Source organism: Pseudomonas fragi, from assembly GCF_002269505.1.
GTDB classification, from domain to species: Bacteria; Pseudomonadota; Gammaproteobacteria; order Pseudomonadales; family Pseudomonadaceae; genus Aquipseudomonas; species Aquipseudomonas fragi_D.
This window is the reverse complement of record NZ_NQKQ01000012.1, coordinates 81,016-99,619: the sequence shown is the minus strand read 5'-3', so window position 1 is coordinate 99,619 and position 18,604 is coordinate 81,016. Positions and strand designations below refer to the sequence as shown.

17 protein-coding genes and 1 tRNA gene are annotated in these 18,604 nt (G+C 58.6%); 9 read left to right on the top strand and 9 right to left on the bottom strand.

Features of this window, described 5'->3' with window-relative positions:
- Window positions 1-28: 28 nt before the first annotated feature.
- Together CJU81_RS12915 and CJU81_RS12910 are read left to right on the top strand one after the other, a co-directional pair.
- Window positions 29-3,259, top strand: a complete 3,231-nt coding sequence (locus CJU81_RS12915) for a hybrid sensor histidine kinase/response regulator (protein ID WP_095036931.1) — start codon at window positions 29-31, stop codon at window positions 3,257-3,259.
- Window positions 3,260-3,300: 41 nt separating this feature from the next.
- The gene (locus tag CJU81_RS12910) at window positions 3,301-3,948 is read left to right on the top strand and encodes a response regulator (RefSeq protein ID WP_095036930.1); all 648 of its coding nucleotides are present in this window, start codon (window positions 3,301-3,303) and stop codon (window positions 3,946-3,948) included.
- Between the two features lie 167 nt (window positions 3,949-4,115).
- Here the strand turns inward: CJU81_RS12910 and CJU81_RS12905 are convergent.
- The 5 genes from CJU81_RS12905 to CJU81_RS12885 form a co-directional block, all read right to left on the bottom strand.
- Window positions 4,116-4,191: transfer RNA gene (locus CJU81_RS12905), tRNA-Gly, on the bottom strand.
- A gap of 63 nt (window positions 4,192-4,254) precedes the next feature.
- Window positions 4,255-4,812, bottom strand: coding sequence for a CDP-diacylglycerol--glycerol-3-phosphate 3-phosphatidyltransferase (gene pgsA, locus CJU81_RS12900; RefSeq protein ID WP_016781234.1), 558 nt, complete (start codon window positions 4,810-4,812; stop codon window positions 4,255-4,257).
- Between the two features lie 32 nt (window positions 4,813-4,844).
- Window positions 4,845-6,668 carry an excinuclease ABC subunit UvrC gene (gene uvrC, locus CJU81_RS12895; RefSeq protein WP_095000028.1) on the bottom strand — a complete coding sequence of 608 codons (1,824 nt, stop codon included), beginning with the start codon at window positions 6,666-6,668 and terminating at the stop codon, window positions 4,845-4,847.
- A 2-nt stretch (window positions 6,669-6,670) separates the two neighbouring features.
- Window positions 6,671-7,309 (bottom strand): response regulator transcription factor GacA, encoded by a 639-nt coding sequence (gacA, locus tag CJU81_RS12890; RefSeq protein WP_095000027.1) that lies wholly within the window; start codon window positions 7,307-7,309, stop codon window positions 6,671-6,673.
- 116 nt (window positions 7,310-7,425) lie between these two features.
- Window positions 7,426-7,806 (bottom strand): helix-turn-helix domain-containing protein, encoded by a 381-nt coding sequence (locus tag CJU81_RS12885; protein WP_095036978.1) that lies wholly within the window; start codon window positions 7,804-7,806, stop codon window positions 7,426-7,428.
- Between the two features lie 81 nt (window positions 7,807-7,887).
- Here CJU81_RS12885 and CJU81_RS12880 point away from each other — a divergent pair, with 81 nt between their 5' ends.
- The 7 genes from CJU81_RS12880 to CJU81_RS12850 all read left to right on the top strand — a co-directional run bounded on the left by CJU81_RS12880 (window position 7,888) and on the right by CJU81_RS12850 (window position 14,583).
- Entirely contained in the window at window positions 7,888-8,130 is a 243-nt protein-coding gene (locus CJU81_RS12880) for a DNA-binding protein (protein WP_095036929.1), read from the top strand.
- 684 nt (window positions 8,131-8,814) lie between these two features.
- Window positions 8,815-9,903 carry a 3-deoxy-7-phosphoheptulonate synthase gene (locus CJU81_RS12875; RefSeq protein WP_095036928.1) on the top strand — a complete coding sequence of 363 codons (1,089 nt, stop codon included), beginning with the start codon at window positions 8,815-8,817 and terminating at the stop codon, window positions 9,901-9,903.
- A gap of 109 nt (window positions 9,904-10,012) precedes the next feature.
- A complete protein-coding gene (locus CJU81_RS12870; RefSeq protein WP_095036927.1) occupies window positions 10,013-10,894 on the top strand; it encodes an esterase/lipase family protein in 882 nt (293 codons plus the stop codon).
- Between the two features lie 105 nt (window positions 10,895-10,999).
- Window positions 11,000-11,281, top strand: coding sequence for a peptidylprolyl isomerase (locus CJU81_RS12865; protein WP_016781241.1), 282 nt, complete (start codon window positions 11,000-11,002; stop codon window positions 11,279-11,281).
- Between the two features lie 121 nt (window positions 11,282-11,402).
- Window positions 11,403-12,173, top strand: a complete 771-nt coding sequence (locus tag CJU81_RS12860; RefSeq protein WP_095036926.1) for a 3-hydroxybutyrate dehydrogenase — start codon at window positions 11,403-11,405, stop codon at window positions 12,171-12,173.
- Window positions 12,174-12,321: 148 nt separating this feature from the next.
- Complete coding sequence (locus tag CJU81_RS12855) at window positions 12,322-13,428, top strand: enoyl-CoA hydratase/isomerase family protein (RefSeq protein ID WP_095036925.1); 1,107 nt, start codon at window positions 12,322-12,324, stop codon at window positions 13,426-13,428.
- A gap of 3 nt (window positions 13,429-13,431) precedes the next feature.
- A complete protein-coding gene (locus tag CJU81_RS12850) occupies window positions 13,432-14,583 on the top strand; it encodes an acyl-CoA dehydrogenase family protein (protein WP_095036924.1) in 1,152 nt (383 codons plus the stop codon).
- A 117-nt stretch (window positions 14,584-14,700) separates the two neighbouring features.
- Here the strand turns inward: CJU81_RS12850 and CJU81_RS12845 are convergent, their stop codons facing one another.
- From CJU81_RS12845 to CJU81_RS12830, 4 genes are read right to left on the bottom strand one after another with little or no spacing between them, the layout of a single operon-like run.
- The gene (locus CJU81_RS12845) at window positions 14,701-15,474 is read right to left on the bottom strand and encodes an enoyl-CoA hydratase (protein ID WP_095036923.1); all 774 of its coding nucleotides are present in this window, start codon (window positions 15,472-15,474) and stop codon (window positions 14,701-14,703) included.
- Between the two features lie 16 nt (window positions 15,475-15,490).
- A complete protein-coding gene (locus CJU81_RS12840; RefSeq protein ID WP_095036922.1) occupies window positions 15,491-16,618 on the bottom strand; it encodes an acyl-CoA dehydrogenase in 1,128 nt (375 codons plus the stop codon).
- A gap of 9 nt (window positions 16,619-16,627) precedes the next feature.
- Entirely contained in the window at window positions 16,628-17,821 is a 1,194-nt protein-coding gene (locus CJU81_RS12835) for an acetyl-CoA C-acyltransferase (protein ID WP_095036921.1), read from the bottom strand.
- A gap of 10 nt (window positions 17,822-17,831) precedes the next feature.
- The gene (locus tag CJU81_RS12830) at window positions 17,832-18,599 is read right to left on the bottom strand and encodes an SDR family NAD(P)-dependent oxidoreductase (RefSeq protein WP_095036920.1); all 768 of its coding nucleotides are present in this window, start codon (window positions 18,597-18,599) and stop codon (window positions 17,832-17,834) included.
- Window positions 18,600-18,604 lie beyond the last annotated feature (5 nt).

Genomic DNA, 18,604 nt, shown 5'->3' with positions numbered 1-18,604 from the left:
TACGAATCGCCTGGCTTGGGGCTGCAAGATGACTGCGCGTAACGCCCTTCTGGATAAGTTGGCCAATAGCTCCCTGCACCTTAACAAGGGGCTTGCCGTGCTATTCGCACTCGCGTTGCTGTTGACTGGCGTCAGCTATTGGGGCGTGCAGCGCATGCTGGAAGAGCAGCGCGAGAATGTGGGTGCTCACTTTGCCCGGCTGATGGAAAACATCCGTGAGCACGAGTCTTTTCTCAACACCGTATCCAGGGAGAGCACCAAGGGCAGGTTGCTGGAAAAACTGCATGCACCGATAAACCTGCACGACCCGGCACCTGAGCAGGGTGACAACGTCTATGTGGGCCGCGAGTATTCGTTCTCCCTGCCGTTCAGTGTCAGAATCAACCCGACCACTATCCCGGCCCTGCAGAACAGCAAGATCACTGAGCTGGGCGCCCATCTGGCCAACTATTACAGCGCGTACTGGTCTGCCTCGCACTATCAGTCACCACAAACTTACGTGTTCAATGTCCCGGACAATTTCGAGATCAGCGTCCCGGCCCACGGCCGCCTGCGTGGTGCGGCCCATACGCAGGTGGGTGAGTCAGCCTTGGTCATACGCCAGATCCTGACACCCCGAGCTGCAAGCACTGCGCAGCCACAGGACAGCACTGTGCACTGGCTGCGATACACCAGCAGGACCGAAAATAGCGGTGCGCCAAGCATCCTGAGCTATGTGGATATTGATCTGCCCGCCACGCAACTGCATATTTCCGGGGCCAGCCCGAGGGTCGTGGTCGCATCACTGTTGAATCTGGCTCAGGTCAGTAATGTGCCGCGGATCATGCAGCGGTCGGTGTATGACCATTTTGTCCTGATTGCCCCCAACGGCGAGCCCGTGGTTGGCACACCCAAACCTCAATCTTCATTGCATGAAGGCCTGAACCTAACCCGCGACGGGCTGGTGTTTCAGATCAGCAGTGCTGACGCCAGGCCCTGGACCGGCATCTATACCATCAGTTTGAAAACCTTTATCGACTATGCCTTGTGGGCGTTGCTCGGTCTGCTCGCCCTGTTGCTGGTGGGGCTGGGGTGTGGCCTGGCGTTCAGTCGCTGGTACAACAATCGGGTTATTTCCCCCGCCCGCCAGGCCCATGACGATATTGCCGAACGCGAGGCCTTCAGTCGCGCCGTGATTGAAAGCGCACCGACCGGTTTGTGTGTGCTGCGCCACAGTGATCACCAGGTATTGCTAGAAAATCATCTTGCCTTGCAATCGCGTGGCACTGCGGCGCTGGTTGCCGCTCTCGATAACCGGCATGACCTCTCGACTCACGGCAAAACCGAGCTGGAGATTGATGGCCAACATCTGCAAGTGAGCTTTGTCTTTACCCGCTACCATGGCGAAGACGCCTGGCTCTGCGCCTTCCATGATGTGACCCGGCATATTGAGGATGCGACCATTCTGGAGCAGGCGCGTCAGGTTGCGGACTCGGCCAACCAGGCGAAAAGCCGCTTTCTGGCTACCATGAGCCATGAAATCCGCACCCCCCTTTATGGCGTGCTGGGCACCCTGGAACTGCTAGAGTTAACCGCCCTGCAACCCCGTCAGCAGGCGTATCTGCGCACCATCCAGCGCTCTTCGTCGACCCTGTTCCAGTTAATCAGCGATGTGTTGGATGTCTCCAAGATTGAAGCCGGGCAAATGACCATCGACGTTCAGGGCTTTTGCCCCCTGGATATCACCGAAGAAGCCATGCGCACCTACAGTGCTTTTGCCCGCAGCAAAGGTCTGCGTCTTTATGCCTGCATAGATGCCCAATTGCCTGACAGGGTTCGCGGCGACCCGGTACGCATCCGTCAGATTCTCAATAATCTGCTTAGCAACGCCATCAAGTTCACCGACAGCGGTCAGGTCGTGCTTTGGGTACGCGTGCTCGAACAAACCGAGGCGTACAGCACCCTGGAATGGCAAGTCAGCGACTCGGGCATTGGTATTTCAACTGAACAGCAGGTGCAGTTGTTCGAACCTTTTTATCAGGTGCGCAATACCTTCAGTGAGGGGGGAGCTGGCTTGGGGCTGTCCATTTGCCGACGATTATGCGAGCTGATGGGCGCCACCCTTGAAGTCACCAGTGAGCCCGGTCTGGGCAGCAGCTTTGCCCTGCACCTGAAGCTGGAACGCGAGCCCGGAACGCTGACCGATTGCCCTGAGTTCGAACCTGAGGCCGGGCCCGTTTATGTGCGGGCTCCATCCCCCGAACTGGCGCAGCATACCTGTGCATGGCTGCGCCGACTGGGCGTTCACGCTCGTATGCTGAGCAACGATATGCACTCGGTTGACCGCTTGACCCTGCTGGTAGACATGCTGGCATCGGACAATACATCTGACTGGCCCGGCCCGCACATCATTGCAAAACCAGACGGGCGCAACCCACCCGAGCTCACTGCCGATGGCTGGGAAGCTGATGCCAATTCCATTCGGGCAATTGCCTGGGCAATAAGCTTTGCCCAGCAAGGCATCACCACCCCCGTCAGTGCATCACTGTCAGGGCAGGACCAACCACTGCAACTGCGCGTGCTGGTTGCCGAAGACAACCCGATCAATCGCGAAATCATCAAGGAACAACTGGAAGCCCTGGGCTGTTCGGTGATGGTGGCCACTAATGGTGAGCAAGCCCTTGCACTGTGGATGCCCGGCTTGTTCGACCTGGTACTGACCGACGTCAACATGCCAGTGCTCAATGGCTATGAATTGGCTATGGCCCTGCGCAGCCAGGACATGGCACTGCCCATCATCGGCATTACTGCCAACGCCATGCGCGAAGAGGGCAAACGCTGTACCGCCGCCGGCATGAATGCCTGGATGGTCAAGCCCTTGAGCATGCATACCCTGCACGCGCAACTGCTCCACTACTGCAAGGGCGTAATGATTAATCCCGGCATGATGCCTGAGCAGCCCCCTGCCCCCGCAACCGGCGTCGATCAGGTTCAGCTTTCGCCACGAATGCGTGAGCTGTTCTTCAGCACAATGTACGAGGACGTGCGCATGACTCAAGTTGCACTGGACAGTAATAATGCCATGGCACTGGCACATCAGTTGCACAGCATGGGCGGAGCCTTGGGTTCAGTGCAGTCTTATGCCCTGGCCGATACCTGCACCGAACTTGAACTGCAGCTAAGAGAACTTGGCGTTACACCTCAACTTGCACACGATGTAAGCGACTGGCTGGAACGAATAGCTACATTGCTAAAAAAAATGGAGGCTCCTGACCTATGAAGCCATTCGAACTACTCGCAAAGTTTCACGGATAACGTGCCATGCGCAAACTTAATGTTGTTATTGCCGACGATCACCCGATTGTGTTGTTAGGCTTGCTTGAACTGATTGAACGCGACGGGCGCTTCCATGTTGTCGGCCAGGCTGTCGATTCTGAAGGGCTGGTAAAGCTCCTGGAAAAACAGGTCGTGGACCTTATCGTCACCGATTTCAGCATGCCGGCGGAATCACCGTACGGTGACGGTCTGAAACTGGTGGAGTATTTGCGACGTCACTACCCCTCTGTGCGCATTCTGGTGTTGACCATGGTGTCCAGCCCCATGATCCTCACCCGCTTGCACGAACTGGGTGTGGCCGGGATCATTCAAAAAAGGCATTTGCACAACGAAATCGAAGTGGCGCTCAACGCGGTTATCAAAGGCATGGGCTATCAAAGCTACGAATCAACCCCTGAATCCTTGTCTGACAACCTGCTCACCCTGAATGAGCGCTTCGCCACGCTGTCACCCAAAGAGCACGAAATACTTCGCTTGTTTGTCTCAGGGCAAAGTGTCAGTGATATCGCAAGAGGGCAAAACAGAAGCACCAAGACCATCAGTGCGCAAAAAATTTCTGCCATGCGCAAGCTGGAGGTGGCGAGTGACCAGGATTTGATTACCTATTGCCTTGAATCCAACATTTTTAATTAGGCTGTAGCTGCCTAATGGGGCGGACACCGCACGATTGCTGAAAGTGCAAGTCAGTGCGGTTTTCGAGAGCTGGAAAGCGTTTTTTCCGGAACGCCAGAAACGAAAAAAGGACCCGAAGGTCCTTTGTTCTGCCCTTGCGAATCCGATTGAATTCACAGGGCCATATTTGGAGCGGGAAACGAGACTCGAACTCGCGACCCCGACCTTGGCAAGGTCGTGCTCTACCAACTGAGCTATTCCCGCTTGGTGATGCGCATTCTATAGAAATCTAATAACGCGTCAAGCCTTTGATTCAAAAAGTTTTATTTATTTTACCGAGGTGGTCTTCAGGTGCGGCCAGGCAGCCCGCAAATACTGCAGCATCGACCACAGGGTCAAGCCGGCAGCTACCAGCAGCAACCCGTACCCTACCAACACCCAGAAGCTGAAGTCCGAAGGGTTGGCCAGCAAGATGACCAGGGCAAGCATCTGCGCTGCGGTTTTCCATTTACCCATGTTCGAGACCGCCACCTGGGCCCGTGCACCCAGCTCCGCCATCCACTCGCGCAAGGCGGAAATGACGATCTCACGACCAATAATCACCGCTGCCGGCAAGGTCAGCCACACGTTGTGATGCTCTTGCACGAGCAACACCAAAGCCACGGCCACCATCAGCTTGTCGGCAACCGGGTCCAGAAAAGCGCCAAAAGGCGTGCTCTGCTCCAGTCGGCGGGCCAGATAGCCGTCGAGCCAGTCCGTCGCCGCCGCAAATGCAAAGACTGAACTGGCGGCGGCATAGCTCCAGCTGTAAGGCAGGTAAAACAACAAAATGAAGAAAGGAATAAGTAGAACGCGTAGTACGGTGATCAAATTAGGGATATTCATCGGCACAACTGGCTACGAGGTGAGGTGGCATTCTACTCGCTGTGAAGGTTTGCATAAATCAACTCAGCGAGCTTTTTACTGATCCCGGGTGCTTTGGCGATCTCCTCGATGCTTGCACGAGACAGCTCCTGTAAGCCACCAAAATGTTTCAATAAATCTCGGCGGCGGGTCGGCCCTACCCCTGCGATGCCTTCCAGGGTTGAGGTTCGCCGGGTTTTACCCCGTCGCGCCCGGTGCCCGGTAATGGCAAAACGGTGAGCCTCATCACGGATTTGCTGGATCAAATGCAAGGCCGGCGAGTCGCCCTTTAAGGTGAATTCATGGGCCGCATCGTTCAGGTAAAGCGTTTCAAAACCGGCCTTGCGCGTCGTACCCTTGGCCACGCCAAGCAGGATCAGGTCCGGCACGGCCAGTTCATTGAGCACATCACGGGCCATCGACATCTGCCCCTTGCCGCCGTCGACCAAAAGAATGTCCGGCAGTTTGCCCTCCCCCTCTTTTAGACGACTGAAGCGCCGCATCAGTGCCTGGTGCATGGCGGCATAGTCGTCGCCAGGCGTTACACCTTCAATGTTAAAGCGCCGATAGTCGGACTTGATCGGCCCCTCGGGGCCAAACACCACGCAGGAGGCCACAGTGGCCTCGCCGCTGGAGTGGCTGATGTCATAGCACTCCAGGCGCTGCGGAATCTCGTCGAGCTTCAATACCTGAGCCAGGGCTTCAAAACGCGCCGCCACATGCAGGCGATTGGTCAGGCGGGCCATCAGCGCCTGCTCGGCGTTGGTGACCGCCAACTGCTGCCAGCGGGCCCGGGTGCCACGCACACGATAGCTGATCGCCAGCTCACGGCCACGCAGCTCTGCAATTGCGTCGATAATCGCCCCGAAGCTCTCATGCTCCACGTTGACGATCAACTCGCTGGGCAGGTCGCGCTCGGGGCTGCTGATGTAGTACTGGCCCAGGAAAGCGGCCATCACTTCGGCGACATCTTCCTCGATACCCACCTGGGGGAAGAAGTTCTTGCTGCCCAGCACGCGCCCACCGCGCACATTGATCAGGTGCACGCAGGCGCCGCCCGGGTTGACGAAAGCGGCAATCACGTCCACGTCGCCGTTACCGCCCTCCATGCTTTGCTGGTCCTGAACCCGGCGCAACAAGGAGATCTGGTCACGCACCTCGGCAGCTCGCTCAAAGTCCAGCGTGCTGGCAGCCTGTTCCATGGCTGCATTCAGCTCATCGGTCAGGGCACTGCTGCGACCTTCAAGGAACATGATCGAATGGCGCACATCCTCGGCATATTCCTGCGGGTCAACCAGGCCGACGCAAGGCGCCTTGCAACGTTTGATCTGGTACTGTAAGCAAGGTCGCGTGCGGTTTTTGAAGTAGCTGTCGTCGCACTGACGCACCAGAAAAGTCTTCTGCAGGATGCTCAAACTCTCCCGGATAGCTCCGGCACTGGGATAGGGCCCGAAGTATTTGCCTTTGAGTTTTTTGGCGCCGCGATGAATGCTCAAACGCGGATATTGGCCATCCGACAGAAACACATAGGGGTAGGACTTGTCGTCGCGCAACAGGATGTTGTAGGGCGGCCGCCATTCTTTGATAAGCGTCTGTTCGAGCAACAACGCTTCGGTTTCATTGGCGGTAATGGTGGTTTCAATTTGCGCGATACGCGCAACCAGCGCAGCCGTCTTGGGCGCCAGGCCGGTTTTGCGAAAGTAGCTGGCCAGGCGTTTTTTCAGGTGCTTGGCTTTGCCCACATAGAGAAGCCGCGCATCGCTGTCGAACATGCGATACACGCCGGGCCGACCGCTGCAGGTCGATAGAAATGCACTGGCATCAAACACGTCTGTCATCTTTAACCAGCATCAACCATGCCATGACGAACAGCCAGCAAGGCCAGCTCAACATCGCTTTTGACCGAGAGCTTCTCGTAAATACGGTAGCGGTAAGTGTTTACCGTCTTGGGCGAAAGGCAGAGCTTGTCGGAAATAACCTGAACTTTCTGACAACCAACAATCATCAGGGTGATCTGGATTTCGCGCTCGGACAAGGCATCGAAGGGTGAGTCGCTGGCAGGCTGAAAGGATTTGAGCGCCAGTTGCTGTGCCACTTGCGGGCTGATATAGCGCTGGCCGGCAAACACCTGGCGAATCGCCTGAACCATTTCAGCCAGACCGGCACCCTTGGTCATGTAACCCGCCGCGCCTGCTTGCAGCAAGCGCGTAGGGAAAGGGTCTTCTTCACACACGGTCACAGCAACAACCTTGATGTCCGGGTGGCTGCGCATCATCTTGCGAGTAGCCTCAAGACCACCAATACCAGGCATTTTGACATCCATCAGGACCACATCCGGCTTCAACTCTCGAGCCTTGAGCAACGACTCTTCGCCGGATTCGGCCTGACCGACCACCTGCAGACCTTCGATATCGGCCAGCATTCGTGTGATCCCTGTACGCACAAGATCGTGGTCATCGACCACTAGAACCCGAATCAAGTCGACACCTCGCAAATTGGTCTTGTTTGATTGCCGACACCTTAGCAAAAACTAAAGCACCAACCTATCGACTTGCGTCAACTATCACTGCCAAAGCATTAAATCCTTTTAAACATTCATTCCTTGACCAGGTCTACCTCCTCAGGTTCACGACGTTCCTTAACTGCCAAAGGTGCCGACAACTCTGCCAGGGTGGTGGTCAGGCGGCGGATGGCGTCCTGATCTTCCTTGTGCAGCACCCTGTAATTGATCAGAATCTTCTCTTCAAGGTGACTCAAATTGTCGACCAGGGTCGGGGTCGGACTACCCGTCAACACATAAAGCACGTCAACACCCCGGGCAGCGACGCGCGACAAGTAATCCGCCTTGGGTGCGCGATCACCATTTTCATATTTGCCCTGGGCATTAGCTTCGACACCACCGATTTCGCCAAAAGTTTTTTGCGACAAACCAAGCCGCTCCCGCTCCTGCCGCAAGCGCAAACCAATTCCACTCATTTGGATGTAGGATCCCATTTTAAACACCCGCAAGGATGGTATAATCCATAAATATTAAACAACTTTGAACGGTTTTGAACTATGACCGGAATTCGTACCGCTGCACAAGCCAAGGCATGGCTGGAACACCAGGGAAAGTCCGTTCAAGAGTTCGCTCGGGAACATGGCGTCGACCCGGCCACCACTTATCAAGTGCTCGCCGGGCGCAAAAAGGGGAAACGTGGTGAAGCCCACAAGGTAGCGGTTCTTCTGGGCATGAAGGACGGCATCATTCCATCCCGGGACACGCATCTGGTAGAAGCAAAAGATGATGACTCAATTTGAGTATGCGCTTTATTGGGGGTTATTCCCGATTTAGTCTGCCGATCGTCCGGAAGGCCCGATTTCTGGGCATTCAGCCCATGAAACGCCCTGCTGGCAACGCTCGGCGCCCCCTGATCAACCCGGCTTTGCCCGTCAATAGCCGTTACGTTTATTCCAGATAGTATTTTTTTATTGAATACGCCTGTTTTTCTCGAGTAAGCTGCGATCCATCAATCGGAGATCACCCATGTTGCATCACGCCATCACCGCCATCTGCATGACCACACGCCAAGCGCGTCTGGGTGCGGCCGTGTGCGCGAACAACATGCACTCCACAGCACGATTTTATTTTGGGTATTGGTTTAGCCACTGGCGCGCCTGATACCCACATGGCGCCCACTATTTAGGGGTCGCCTGACAGAGAATTCTCACCCCCGGTCGGCTTCCCGACCGGGGGTTTTGTTTTTTTGGCCCCTGACATTTTCTTGAATTGAGGATTTACCCCATGAACTACGCCACTTATTACCGCTTCGACCTTTGCACTGCATGGCGATTTATCAGCCGCCGTTCGGGACAGCCTGCCGCCTCCGAACGGACCCACATTGGTGGCACGCACGTACTTACAGCCAGCCTGGCCAATTGTCGAACACCCCACTAGGGCTGAGCGCGCGGGACAACCCGCGGCCTGCCCAGGAAGACCGAACCATGAACGCATCCGTATCCGCCCTGCCAACCGTACACGCTGTATCTGCCCCGGTGACGACCCGTCGCCTGCCCACGGCAGCACAACTCAAACAGCAACTGCCCCTGAGCGATGCCATTCGCCATCAGGTCAGCAGCCAGCGCCAGGCCATCCGCGCCATCCTCAACGGTGATGACTCCCGTTTACTGGTAGTGGTCGGCCCCTGCTCCATCCACGATCCCGTCGCCGCACTGGAATACGCCAGCAACCTCGCTGCCCTCGCCCATGATGTGCGCGATGACATGCTGCTGGTAATGCGCGCCTACATCGAAAAACCGCGCACCACCGTGGGCTGGAAAGGCCTGGCCTACGACCCGCACCTGGACGGCAGCGATGACATGGCCCACGGCCTGACCCTGTCGCGCGAACTGATGCTGGAAATGCTGCGCATGGGCCTGCCGGTCGCCACTGAGCTGTTGCAACCCATCGCCGCCGGCTACTTCGACGACTTGCTGGGCTGGGTGGCCATTGGCGCCCGTACCACGGAATCGCAAATCCACCGCGAAATGGCCAGCGGCCTTGATCTGCCGGTCGGCTTCAAAAACGGCACCGACGGCGGCGTGGCCATCGCCTGCGACGCCATGCGTTCCGCCTCCCACAGCCATCGTCACTTTGGTGTCGACAGCCAGGGCCACCCGGCAATCGTCGAGACCCGCGGCAATCCCGACACCCATTTGGTGTTGCGCGGCGGTCACAGCGGTCCCAACTACGACCGCGCCAGCGTCGCAAAGGCGCGTGCAGGGCTTGCGAAGTCCGCCATCCCGGCCCGCATGATGGTCGACTGCAGCCACGCCAACAGCGGTAAAGACCCGCTGCGCCAGCCGCAAGTCTTCAATGATGTGCTTGAACAGCGCCTTGCAGGCGATCACTCGCTGATCGGCATGATGCTCGAAAGCCATCTGTTCGAAGGCTGCCAGCCCCTGAGTGCAAACATGCGCTACGGGGTCTCGGTGACCGATGGCTGCCTGGGCTGGGACGCGACCGAGCAACTGCTGCGCAACGCCGCACATCAGTTGCAAACACAGCGCCACACCGCCAAGGCCATAGTCTGACAGACGCGTTCGGCAAACCAGAGCGCAACCTGGGACAATGCCTACGGTTGCGCGAAGCCGGTATCGACTAAGGTGTTTTTACGGTTCAAAAACACCAGGAAAACACCCCATGGACGACTCAGCCAATACCAAGTATCCGATATTACTGGTACACGGCCTCTTCGGTTTCGGCCGCATAGGCCCCTTCAACTACTTCAAAGGCATCAAGCAAGCGCTCGGCGGATCAGGTGCCCGGGTTTTCGTGCCCATCATCTCGGCGGCCAACAACAACGAGACCCGGGGCGAGCAGCTACTTGACTATATACGCGGGGTTTGCTCGCACACCGGCGCACCACGGGTCAACCTGATCGGCCACAGCCAGGGCGCCCTGACTGCCCGCTATGCGGCAGCCGTGGCGCCACACCTGATCGCCTCCGTCACCTCCGTCAGCGGTCCCAATCATGGCTCCGAAGCCGCAGACCGCTTGCGCCAGGCCTTTGCCCCCGGAACGCTCCCCGAGACCGTCGCGGGCGCACTGACCACCTCGTTTTCCAGTTTCCTGTCAGCGATCACCGGCCACCCGCAATTACCGCAACATGCCCTTGAAGCCCTCAACGCGCTGACAACCGAAGGCGTTGCCGCCTTCAACCAGAAATACCCCCAGGGCCTGCCCACCACCTGGGGCGGCATGGGCCCCGAGCAGGTCAATGATGTTCTGTATTACTCATGGAGCGGCGTCATCAAGGGCTCGCGGTTGTCGGAGTCACTGAATCTGCTCGACCCTCTGCACAATGCCTGCCGTATCTTCGGCAGTTTTTTTACCCGCGAGAGCAAACAAAATGACGGCCTGGTCGGACGTTTCAGCTCGCATCTGGGCCATGTGATCGCTTCGGACTACGCAATGGACCACCTGGACAGCATCAATCACCTGGCCAGAATGAACCGCACGCGCATCGACCCTGTGGCGCACTACCTTGAGCACGCCCGACGATTGAAGGCTACGGGAGCCTAAGCCCACCGGGCAACCCGCAATGAAATAGAGCAAAGTGCACTTTTGCCGAGAAAAACCCCACTGAATCCGGTAGGCTCGGCACTTTCTTGAAAGGAGTACACCCTCATGGCAAAAGCCACTGCCCGTCACATCCTGGTTGCCACCGAAGACAAGTGCAACGAACTGAAAGCACAAATCGAAGGCGGCGCTGACTTCGCCGAAGTGGCCAAGGCCAACTCTTCTTGCCCATCCAGCCGTCAGGGCGGCGACCTGGGTTCTTTCGGCCCGGGCCAAATGGTTAAAGAATTCGACACCGTCGTTTTCAGCGCGCCAATCAACGTCGTGCAAGGCCCGGTTAAAACCCAGTTCGGCTACCACCTGCTGGAAGTCACCAGCCGCCAGGACTAATCCTCCCCGCGCTGCGTGAAGACGGCCCGCCTTTTGGCGGGCCGTTTCGTTTGGGCAACGGCAAACCCCGTGCTACGTTTCCTCATTCACGAACCCATCGTGTCTCACTGAGGGATTGATCATGAGCCTTAAGGGCAAAACTGCATTGGTTACCGGCTCTACCAGCGGCATCGGCCTGGGCATTGCACTGAGCCTGGCCAAGGCCGGTGCTGACCTGATTCTCAACGGCTTTGGCGACCCGGCCAAAGTGATTGCCGAGGTCGAACAGTTTGGCGTGAAGGTTGGCCACCACCCGGCAGATGTCAGTGACCCGGCGCAGATCGCTGACATGATCAGTTATGCCGAGCGCGAATTTGGCGGCATCGACATCCTGGTCAATAACGCAGGCATCCAGCATGTGGCCAGTGTCGAAGAGTTCCCGGTAGAGCGTTGGGACTCGATCATCGCCATTAACCTGTCCAGTGTGTTCCACAGCACCCGCCTCACCTTGCCCGGCATGCGCAAGCGTGGCTGGGGGCGCATCGTCAATATCGCCTCGGTGCACGGGCTGGTGGGTTCAGTCGGCAAAGCCGCCTATGTCGCCGCCAAGCATGGGGTAATCGGCCTGACCAAAGTGGTGGGCCTGGAAACGGCCACCAGCAATATCACCTGCAACGCCATCTGCCCGGGCTGGGTACTGACGCCGCTGGTGCAAAAACAGATTGATCAACGCATCAGCCAGGGCATTGATCCCTATCAGGCGCAGCACGACCTGCTGGCAGAAAAACAGCCTTCGCTGGAGTTCGTCACCCCGCCGCAACTGGGCGAACTTGTATTGTTTTTATGCAGCGAAGCAGCCAGCCAGGTGCGCGGCGCGGCGTGGAATGTCGACGGCGGCTGGCTGGCGCAATAAATACGCGCATTACTGCATGGCTAACAGGCAAAAATGCACACCAGCCCTGCACTTATCAGGGTTGTAATGGGCAAATTTGCACTGTTAGCATCGCTTATTGTTCGCCCGTGAACACTCACTAAAAATAATATAAAGCAGGGAGTTAGTGATGACTGCTCAGGTTTCCTCCTCACCGACACCGGAAGTCGCGCCGCCTCATGACACGATTCTGGCCGAGGTCCGCAATCATATTGGCCACCTGACCCTGAACCGCCCCAGCGGCCTCAATGCGATCAATCTTGACATGGTGCGCAGCCTGCAACAGCAGCTGGATGCCTGGGCCACCGACTCGCAGATCAAGGCCGTCGTGCTTCGTGGCGCAGGCGAAAAAGCCTTTTGCGCAGGCGGTGATATCCGCTCGCTGTACGACAGCTATCAAAACAACGACACCCTGCACAGCCAGTTCTTCGAAGAGGAGTACGCGCTCGACCTGACCCTGCACCGCTACCCCAAACCCGTAGTAGCCCTGATGGACGGTTTCGTCCTCGGCGGCGGCATGGGCCTGGTGCAAGGTGCCGACCTGCGCCTGGTGACTGAACGCAGCAAGCTGGCAATGCCGGAAGTGGCGATCGGTTACTTCCCTGACGTTGGTGGCAGCTTTTTCCTGACCCGCACCCCGGGCCAGCTGGGTACCTACCTGGGCGTCAGTGGCGTGCAAATCCGCGCCGCCGATGCCTTGTACTGCGGGCTGGCAGACGGCTACCTGGAAAGCAGCGCACTGGCGGAACTGGACAAAGGTCTCGACAGCCTCAACTGGCAGAAATTCCCTATCGATGACCTGACTGCACTGGTAGCCCGATTCGCGGTAACCGTACTGCCCGACCCGCCGCTGGCCAGGCTGCGCCCGCTGATTGACAGCGTTTTCGCCCAGGCTGATGTGTCACGCATTGTCGCCCACCTACGCGCAGTCATAGCCCCCGAAACCCGCGAATGGGCCAATCAAACCGCCGACCTGCTGCTGACCCGCTCCCCCCTGGCAATGGCCGTCACCCTTGAAATGCTGCGCCGTGGTCGTGAGCTGCCCCTTGAGCAATGTTTCGCTCTGGAACTGCATCTGGATCGCCAGTGGTTTGATCGCGGCGACCTGATGGAGGGCGTGCGCGCACTCATTATCGACAAGGACAAAAACCCGCGCTGGAACCCGCCCACTTTGGACGCCCTGGATCCGGCCCATGTCGCCAGTTTCTTCACCGAATTCAACGCCAGGGGAGCATAAGCCATGCAAGATATTGAACTGAGCGAAGAACAAGTGATGATCCGCGACATGGCCCGCGACTTTGCCCGGCGTGAAATCGCCCCCCATGCCCAGGCCTGGGAAAAGGCCGGCTGGATCGACGATGCGCTGGTGGCCAAGCTTGGCGAACTGGGGCTGCTGGGTATGGTGGTACCTGAAGAATGGGGCGGTACCTATGTCGACTACGTCGCCTACGCCCTGGCCGTGGAAGAAATCTCCGCAGGCGATGCCGCGACCGGCGCCCTGATGAGCATCCACAATTCGGTGGGCTGCGGGCCGATACTGAGATACGGCAGCGAGGAGCAAAAACAGACCTGGCTGGCGGAATTGGCCAGCGGCCAGACCATCGCCTGCTTCTGCCTGACCGAGCCACAGGCGGGCTCTGAAGCCCACAACCTGCGCACACGAGCGGAACTGCGCGACGGCCAGTGGGTGATCAACGGCGCCAAGCAGTTTGTCAGCAACGGCAAACGCGCCAAGCTGGCGATCGTGTTTGCAATGACCGACCCTGACCTGGGCAAAAAAGGTATTTCGGCGTTTTTGGTACCCACCGCCACCCCCGGTTTTATTGTCGACCGTACCGAACACAAAATGGGCATACGCGCCTCGGACACCTGCGCGGTAACCCTCAACAACTGCAGCGTGCCTGAAGCCAATATGCTCGGCGAACGCGGCAAGGGCCTGGCAATCGCCCTGGCCAACCTGGAAGGCGGGCGAATCGGCATTGGCGCCCAGGCATTGGGCATCGCCCGTGCGGCCTTCGAAGCAGCACTGGGTTACGCCCGTGACCGGGTGCAATTTGACAAGGCAATCATTGAGCATCAGAGCGTGGCCAACATGCTCGCCGACATGCAGACCCGCATCAATGCCGCACGCCTGCTGATCCTGCATGCGGCGCGCCTGCGCAGCGCGGGCAAGCCCTGCTTGTCAGAGGCTTCGCAAGCCAAGCTGTTTGCTTCGGAAATGGCCGAGTATGTGTGTTCCAAAGCCATCCAGATCCACGGTGGCTACGGCTACCTTGAGGACTATCCGGTGGAGCGCTACTATCGCGATGCGCGGATTACCCAGATCTATGAAGGGTCGAGCGAAATTCAGCGCATGGTGATTGCGCGGGAGTTGAAGAACTATCTGATTTGAGTGGTGTTGCGACAACCCTCTCCCAAAGGGAGAGGGAGCCGATCTGCGGGTAAGCACAAACCTGCTTATAGTCCCCTCTCCCTCCGGGAGAGGGCTAGGGTGAGGGGCCTTTGATTTTTAGCGGTTTTTAAAATCAGCCTCGCGTTTTTCAACAAACGCCGCCATCCCTTCCTTCTGGTCCTGTGTGGCGAACAAGGCGTGGAATACCCGACGCTCGAAACGCACACCTTCAGCCAGGTTCACCTCAAAGGCACGGTTGACGCATTCCTTGGTCTGCATCAGCACCGGCAAGGATTTTTTGGCAATGGTGGCCGCCACTTTCAGCGCTTCGTCGAGCAGTTCATCCACCGCCACCACACGGGCCACCAACCCTGAACGCTCCGCCTCTTCAGCGCCTATCAAGCGCCCGCTCAAGCACATTTCCATGGCCTTGGCCTTGCCCACCGCACGGGTCAGGCGCTGCGTGCCACCCATGCCCGGCAATACACCCAGATTGATTTCCGGCTGGCCGAATCTGGCGTTGTCACCGGCCAGGATAAAGTCGCACATCATCGCCAGTTCACAGCCGCCCCCCAGGGCAAAACCCGCCACCGCGGCAATGATCGGCTTGCGCCGTGCAGCCACCCGGTCGCTGTCCGAAAACAGGTCATCCAGGTAGATCTGCGGGTAGCTGAGGTCGGCCATTTCCTTGATGTCCGCACCGGCAGCAAAGGATTTCTTAGAACCGGTGATAACGATACAGCCAATCCCGTTATCGGCTTCCAGCGTGTCCAGCGCGTGGTTTACTTCGCTGATCAATTGCGCATTCAGGGCGTTGAGCGCCTGGGGCCGGTTCAGGGTAATCAGGCCCACTTGCCCATGGATGTCCAACAGAATGGTTTCGTAGCTCATCGCTAATGTCCTCGATTCAAAGATTGCGCGAAATGACCATGCGCTGAATATCACTGGTGCCTTCATAGATCTGGCACACCCGCACATCGCGGTAGATCCGTTCCAGCGGGAAGTCGCTCAAATAGCCATAACCGCCCAGGGTTTGCAACGCTTTGGAGCACACGCGCTCGGCCATTTCCGATGCAAACAGCTTGGCTTGCGAGGCTTCAACCAACGCCGATTGCCCGCTGTCACGCAGTGCGGCGGCGTAGTGCACCATCTGCCGGGCGACGGCGATTTCCGTCGACATGTCAGCCAGGCGAAACGCTACCGCCTGATGCTCAACCAGCGGCTGGCCAAAGGTCACCCGCTCGCGGGCATAGTCGCGGGCCGCTTCAAAGGCTGCACGGGCCATGCCCACGGCTTGAGCGGCAATACCTATACGCCCGCCTTCAAGGTTGCCCAGGGCGATCTTGTAGCCCTGCCCCTCTTCGCCCAGGCGGTTAGCCACCGGCACCTTCAGGTCAGTAAACAGAATCTGGCAGGTGTCCGATGCATGCTGCCCCAGCTTGTCCTCAACCCGGGCCACGCTGTAACCCGGCGCATCCGTGGGCACGATAAACGCGCTGATGCCGCGCTTGCCCGCCGCCGGGTCCGTGACCGCAAACACGATCACCACCCCGGCGCTTTGCCCCGAGGTAATGAACTGCTTGCAGCCATTGAGAATGTAATGATCGCCTTCGCGGCGGGCCCGGGTTTTCAGGTCACTGGCATCGGAGCCGGCTTGCGGCTCGGTCAGGGCAAACGCGCCGAGCATTTCACCGCTGGCCAGGGGGATCAGAAATTGCTGTTTTTGCGCCTCGCTGCCGTACTTGAGAATCGGCACGCAACCCACCGAGTTATGCACGCTCATGATCGTGGAGCACGAGCCGTCTCCGGCGGCGATTTCTTCAAGGGCCATGGCATAGGCCTGATAGCCCATGTCGCAACCACCCCACTGTTCAGGCACCAGCATGCCGAAAAACCCCAATTGCGCCATCTCGTCAATCGCTTCGCGTGGGAAGCGATGCTGCTTGTCCCACTCTGCGGCAAAGGGTTTGAGGCGTTCCTGGGCAAACTCTCGGGCTGCTTCGCGTATTTGTAATTGTTCTGGTGTAGGCAGCATACGAAATCCTTAATACAGACATTCCACGGCAATGGCCGTGGCTTCACCGCCGCCGATGCAAATCGCTGCAACGCCGCGCGCAGCCTTTTGCTGACGCAAGGCCGAGAGCAAAGTCACCAGTATCCGTGCGCCCGATGCGCCGATCGGATGCCCCAGCGCACAGGCGCCGCCGTAGATATTGACCTTGCTGTGGGGTATATCCAGCGCGCTCATGGTCACCAGACTGACGACCGCAAACGCTTCGTTGATCTCGAACAGATCTACCGTTCCCAGATCCCAGCCGGTCTTGCTCATCAAACGCTTGATGGCGCCCACCGGCGCAGTCGGGAACAGCCCCGGCTCATCGGCAAAAGCTGCGTGGCCGTGGATGACCGCCAACGGCTTGAGGCCGCGTTTTTGCGCCTCGCTGCGACGCATCAGCACCAGCGCTGCCGCACCATCGGAAATCGAACTGGAGTTGGCCGCCGTCACCGTACCGCCTTCGCGGAACGCCGGTTTCAGGGTCGGGATCTTGGCCAGATTGGCCTTGGGCGGCTGCTCGTCATCACTGATCAGGCGCTGCTCCTTGCCCACGGTGACCGGCACCGGGACGATCTCGGCGCTGAAGCTTCCATCCTTGATGGCCTGCTGCGCACGGGTCAGTGAGGCCACGGCAAACGCATCCTGCGCTTCACGGGTAAAGCCGTGCAACTGGGCGCAGTCTTCAGCAAAAGTACCCATCAGGCGGCCGCGCTCATAGGCGTCTTCCAGACCGTCGAGGAACATGTGATCCAGCACCCGGCCATGTCCCATGCGGTAACCACTGCGGGCACGATCGAGCAGATAGGGCGCGTTGGACATGCTCTCCATACCGCCCGCAACGACCACATCGGCGCTGCCGGCCAGCAGCCGGTCGTGCCCCAGAATGGTCGCTTCCATGCCCGAGCCGCACATTTTGTTCAGCGTGGTGCAACGGGTGCCCTTGTCCAGCCCGGCACCCAGGGCGGCCTGACGTGCAGGTGCCTGGCCGAGGCCGGCCGACAGCACGCAGCCGAACAACACTTCGTCCACGCCATCGCCGGCAACACCGGCGCGCTCAACTGCAGCACGGATCGCCGCAGCGCCCAGTTGCGGCGCTGTCAGGCCCTTGAAGTCGCCCTGAAAGCCGCCCATGGGCGTACGCGCTGCACTTACGATTACCACCGGATCATTGCTGATTGTCATATCTCACCTCTTATTTCGCGGCCATGCGCAAGGCGCCGTCGAGACGGATCACCTCGCCATTGAGCATGCTGTTTTCAATGATGTGGCGCACCAGCCCGGCGTATTCGTCAGGCTTGCCCAGGCGTGGCGGAAATGGCACGCCGGCGGCCAGCGATGCGCGCACTTCAGGCGTCATGCCAGCCATCATCGGGGTTTCAAAAATACCCGGGGCGATGGTCATTACCCGAATTCCGAAACGGGCCAGTTCACGGGCCGCAGGCAAGGTCAGGCTGGCGATCGCGCCCTTGGATGCGGCATAAGCGGCCTGACCGATCTGGCCGTCGAATGCGGCAACCGAGGCCGTATTGATGATCACCCCGCGCTCGCCTTCGGCATCGGCAGTGGTTTCGGCAATCGCTGCAGCTGCCAGGCGCAACATGTTGAAGCTGCCAATCAGGTTGACATTGATCACCTGGCTGAACGTCTCCAGCGCATGCGGGCCGTTTTTGCCGAGGATCTTTTCACCGCGCACAATGCCGGCACAGTTGACCAGCCCGTTGACCGCGCCAAAGGCGGCCACTGTAGCGGCTACGGCCGCCTGGGCGGCGTCTGCCTGGCTGATGTCCGCCACAGCACTGCGCGCCTGGTCGCCCAGCGCCAGGGCCTGGGCAGCCACCGCTTCGGCGTTCAGGTCCACCAGCATCACTTTGGCACCCGCTTTGACCAGCATGTGCGCCGTGGCGGCACCCAGTCCCGATGCACCACCGGTGACGATAAAAACCTTGTTTTCGATTTGCATGATGA

Coding starts and splice junctions, on each gene's coding strand:
- CJU81_RS12910 (WP_095036930.1), top strand. CDS start 3,301: ATGCGCAAACTTAATGTTGTTATTGCCGACGATCACCCGATTGTGTTG.
- CJU81_RS12880 (WP_095036929.1), top strand. CDS start 7,888: ATGACCGGAATTCGTACCGCTGCACAAGCCAAGGCATGGCTGGAACAC.
- CJU81_RS12870 (WP_095036927.1), top strand. CDS start 10,013: ATGGACGACTCAGCCAATACCAAGTATCCGATATTACTGGTACACGGC.
- CJU81_RS12860 (WP_095036926.1), top strand. CDS start 11,403: ATGAGCCTTAAGGGCAAAACTGCATTGGTTACCGGCTCTACCAGCGGC.
- CJU81_RS12885 (WP_095036978.1), bottom strand. CDS start 7,806: ATGAGTGGAATTGGTTTGCGCTTGCGGCAGGAGCGGGAGCGGCTTGGT.
- CJU81_RS12875 (WP_095036928.1), top strand. CDS start 8,815: ATGAACGCATCCGTATCCGCCCTGCCAACCGTACACGCTGTATCTGCC.
- CJU81_RS12835 (WP_095036921.1), bottom strand. CDS start 17,821: ATGACAATCAGCAATGATCCGGTGGTAATCGTAAGTGCAGCGCGTACG.
- CJU81_RS12845 (WP_095036923.1), bottom strand. CDS start 15,474: ATGAGCTACGAAACCATTCTGTTGGACATCCATGGGCAAGTGGGCCTG.
- pgsA (WP_016781234.1), bottom strand. CDS start 4,812: ATGAATATCCCTAATTTGATCACCGTACTACGCGTTCTACTTATTCCT.
- CJU81_RS12850 (WP_095036924.1), top strand. CDS start 13,432: ATGCAAGATATTGAACTGAGCGAAGAACAAGTGATGATCCGCGACATG.
- CJU81_RS12865 (WP_016781241.1), top strand. CDS start 11,000: ATGGCAAAAGCCACTGCCCGTCACATCCTGGTTGCCACCGAAGACAAG.
- CJU81_RS12855 (WP_095036925.1), top strand. CDS start 12,322: ATGACTGCTCAGGTTTCCTCCTCACCGACACCGGAAGTCGCGCCGCCT.
- CJU81_RS12830 (WP_095036920.1), bottom strand. CDS start 18,599: ATGCAAATCGAAAACAAGGTTTTTATCGTCACCGGTGGTGCATCGGGA.
- CJU81_RS12915 (WP_095036931.1), top strand. CDS start 29: ATGACTGCGCGTAACGCCCTTCTGGATAAGTTGGCCAATAGCTCCCTG.
- uvrC (WP_095000028.1), bottom strand. CDS start 6,668: ATGACAGACGTGTTTGATGCCAGTGCATTTCTATCGACCTGCAGCGGT.
- CJU81_RS12840 (WP_095036922.1), bottom strand. CDS start 16,618: ATGCTGCCTACACCAGAACAATTACAAATACGCGAAGCAGCCCGAGAG.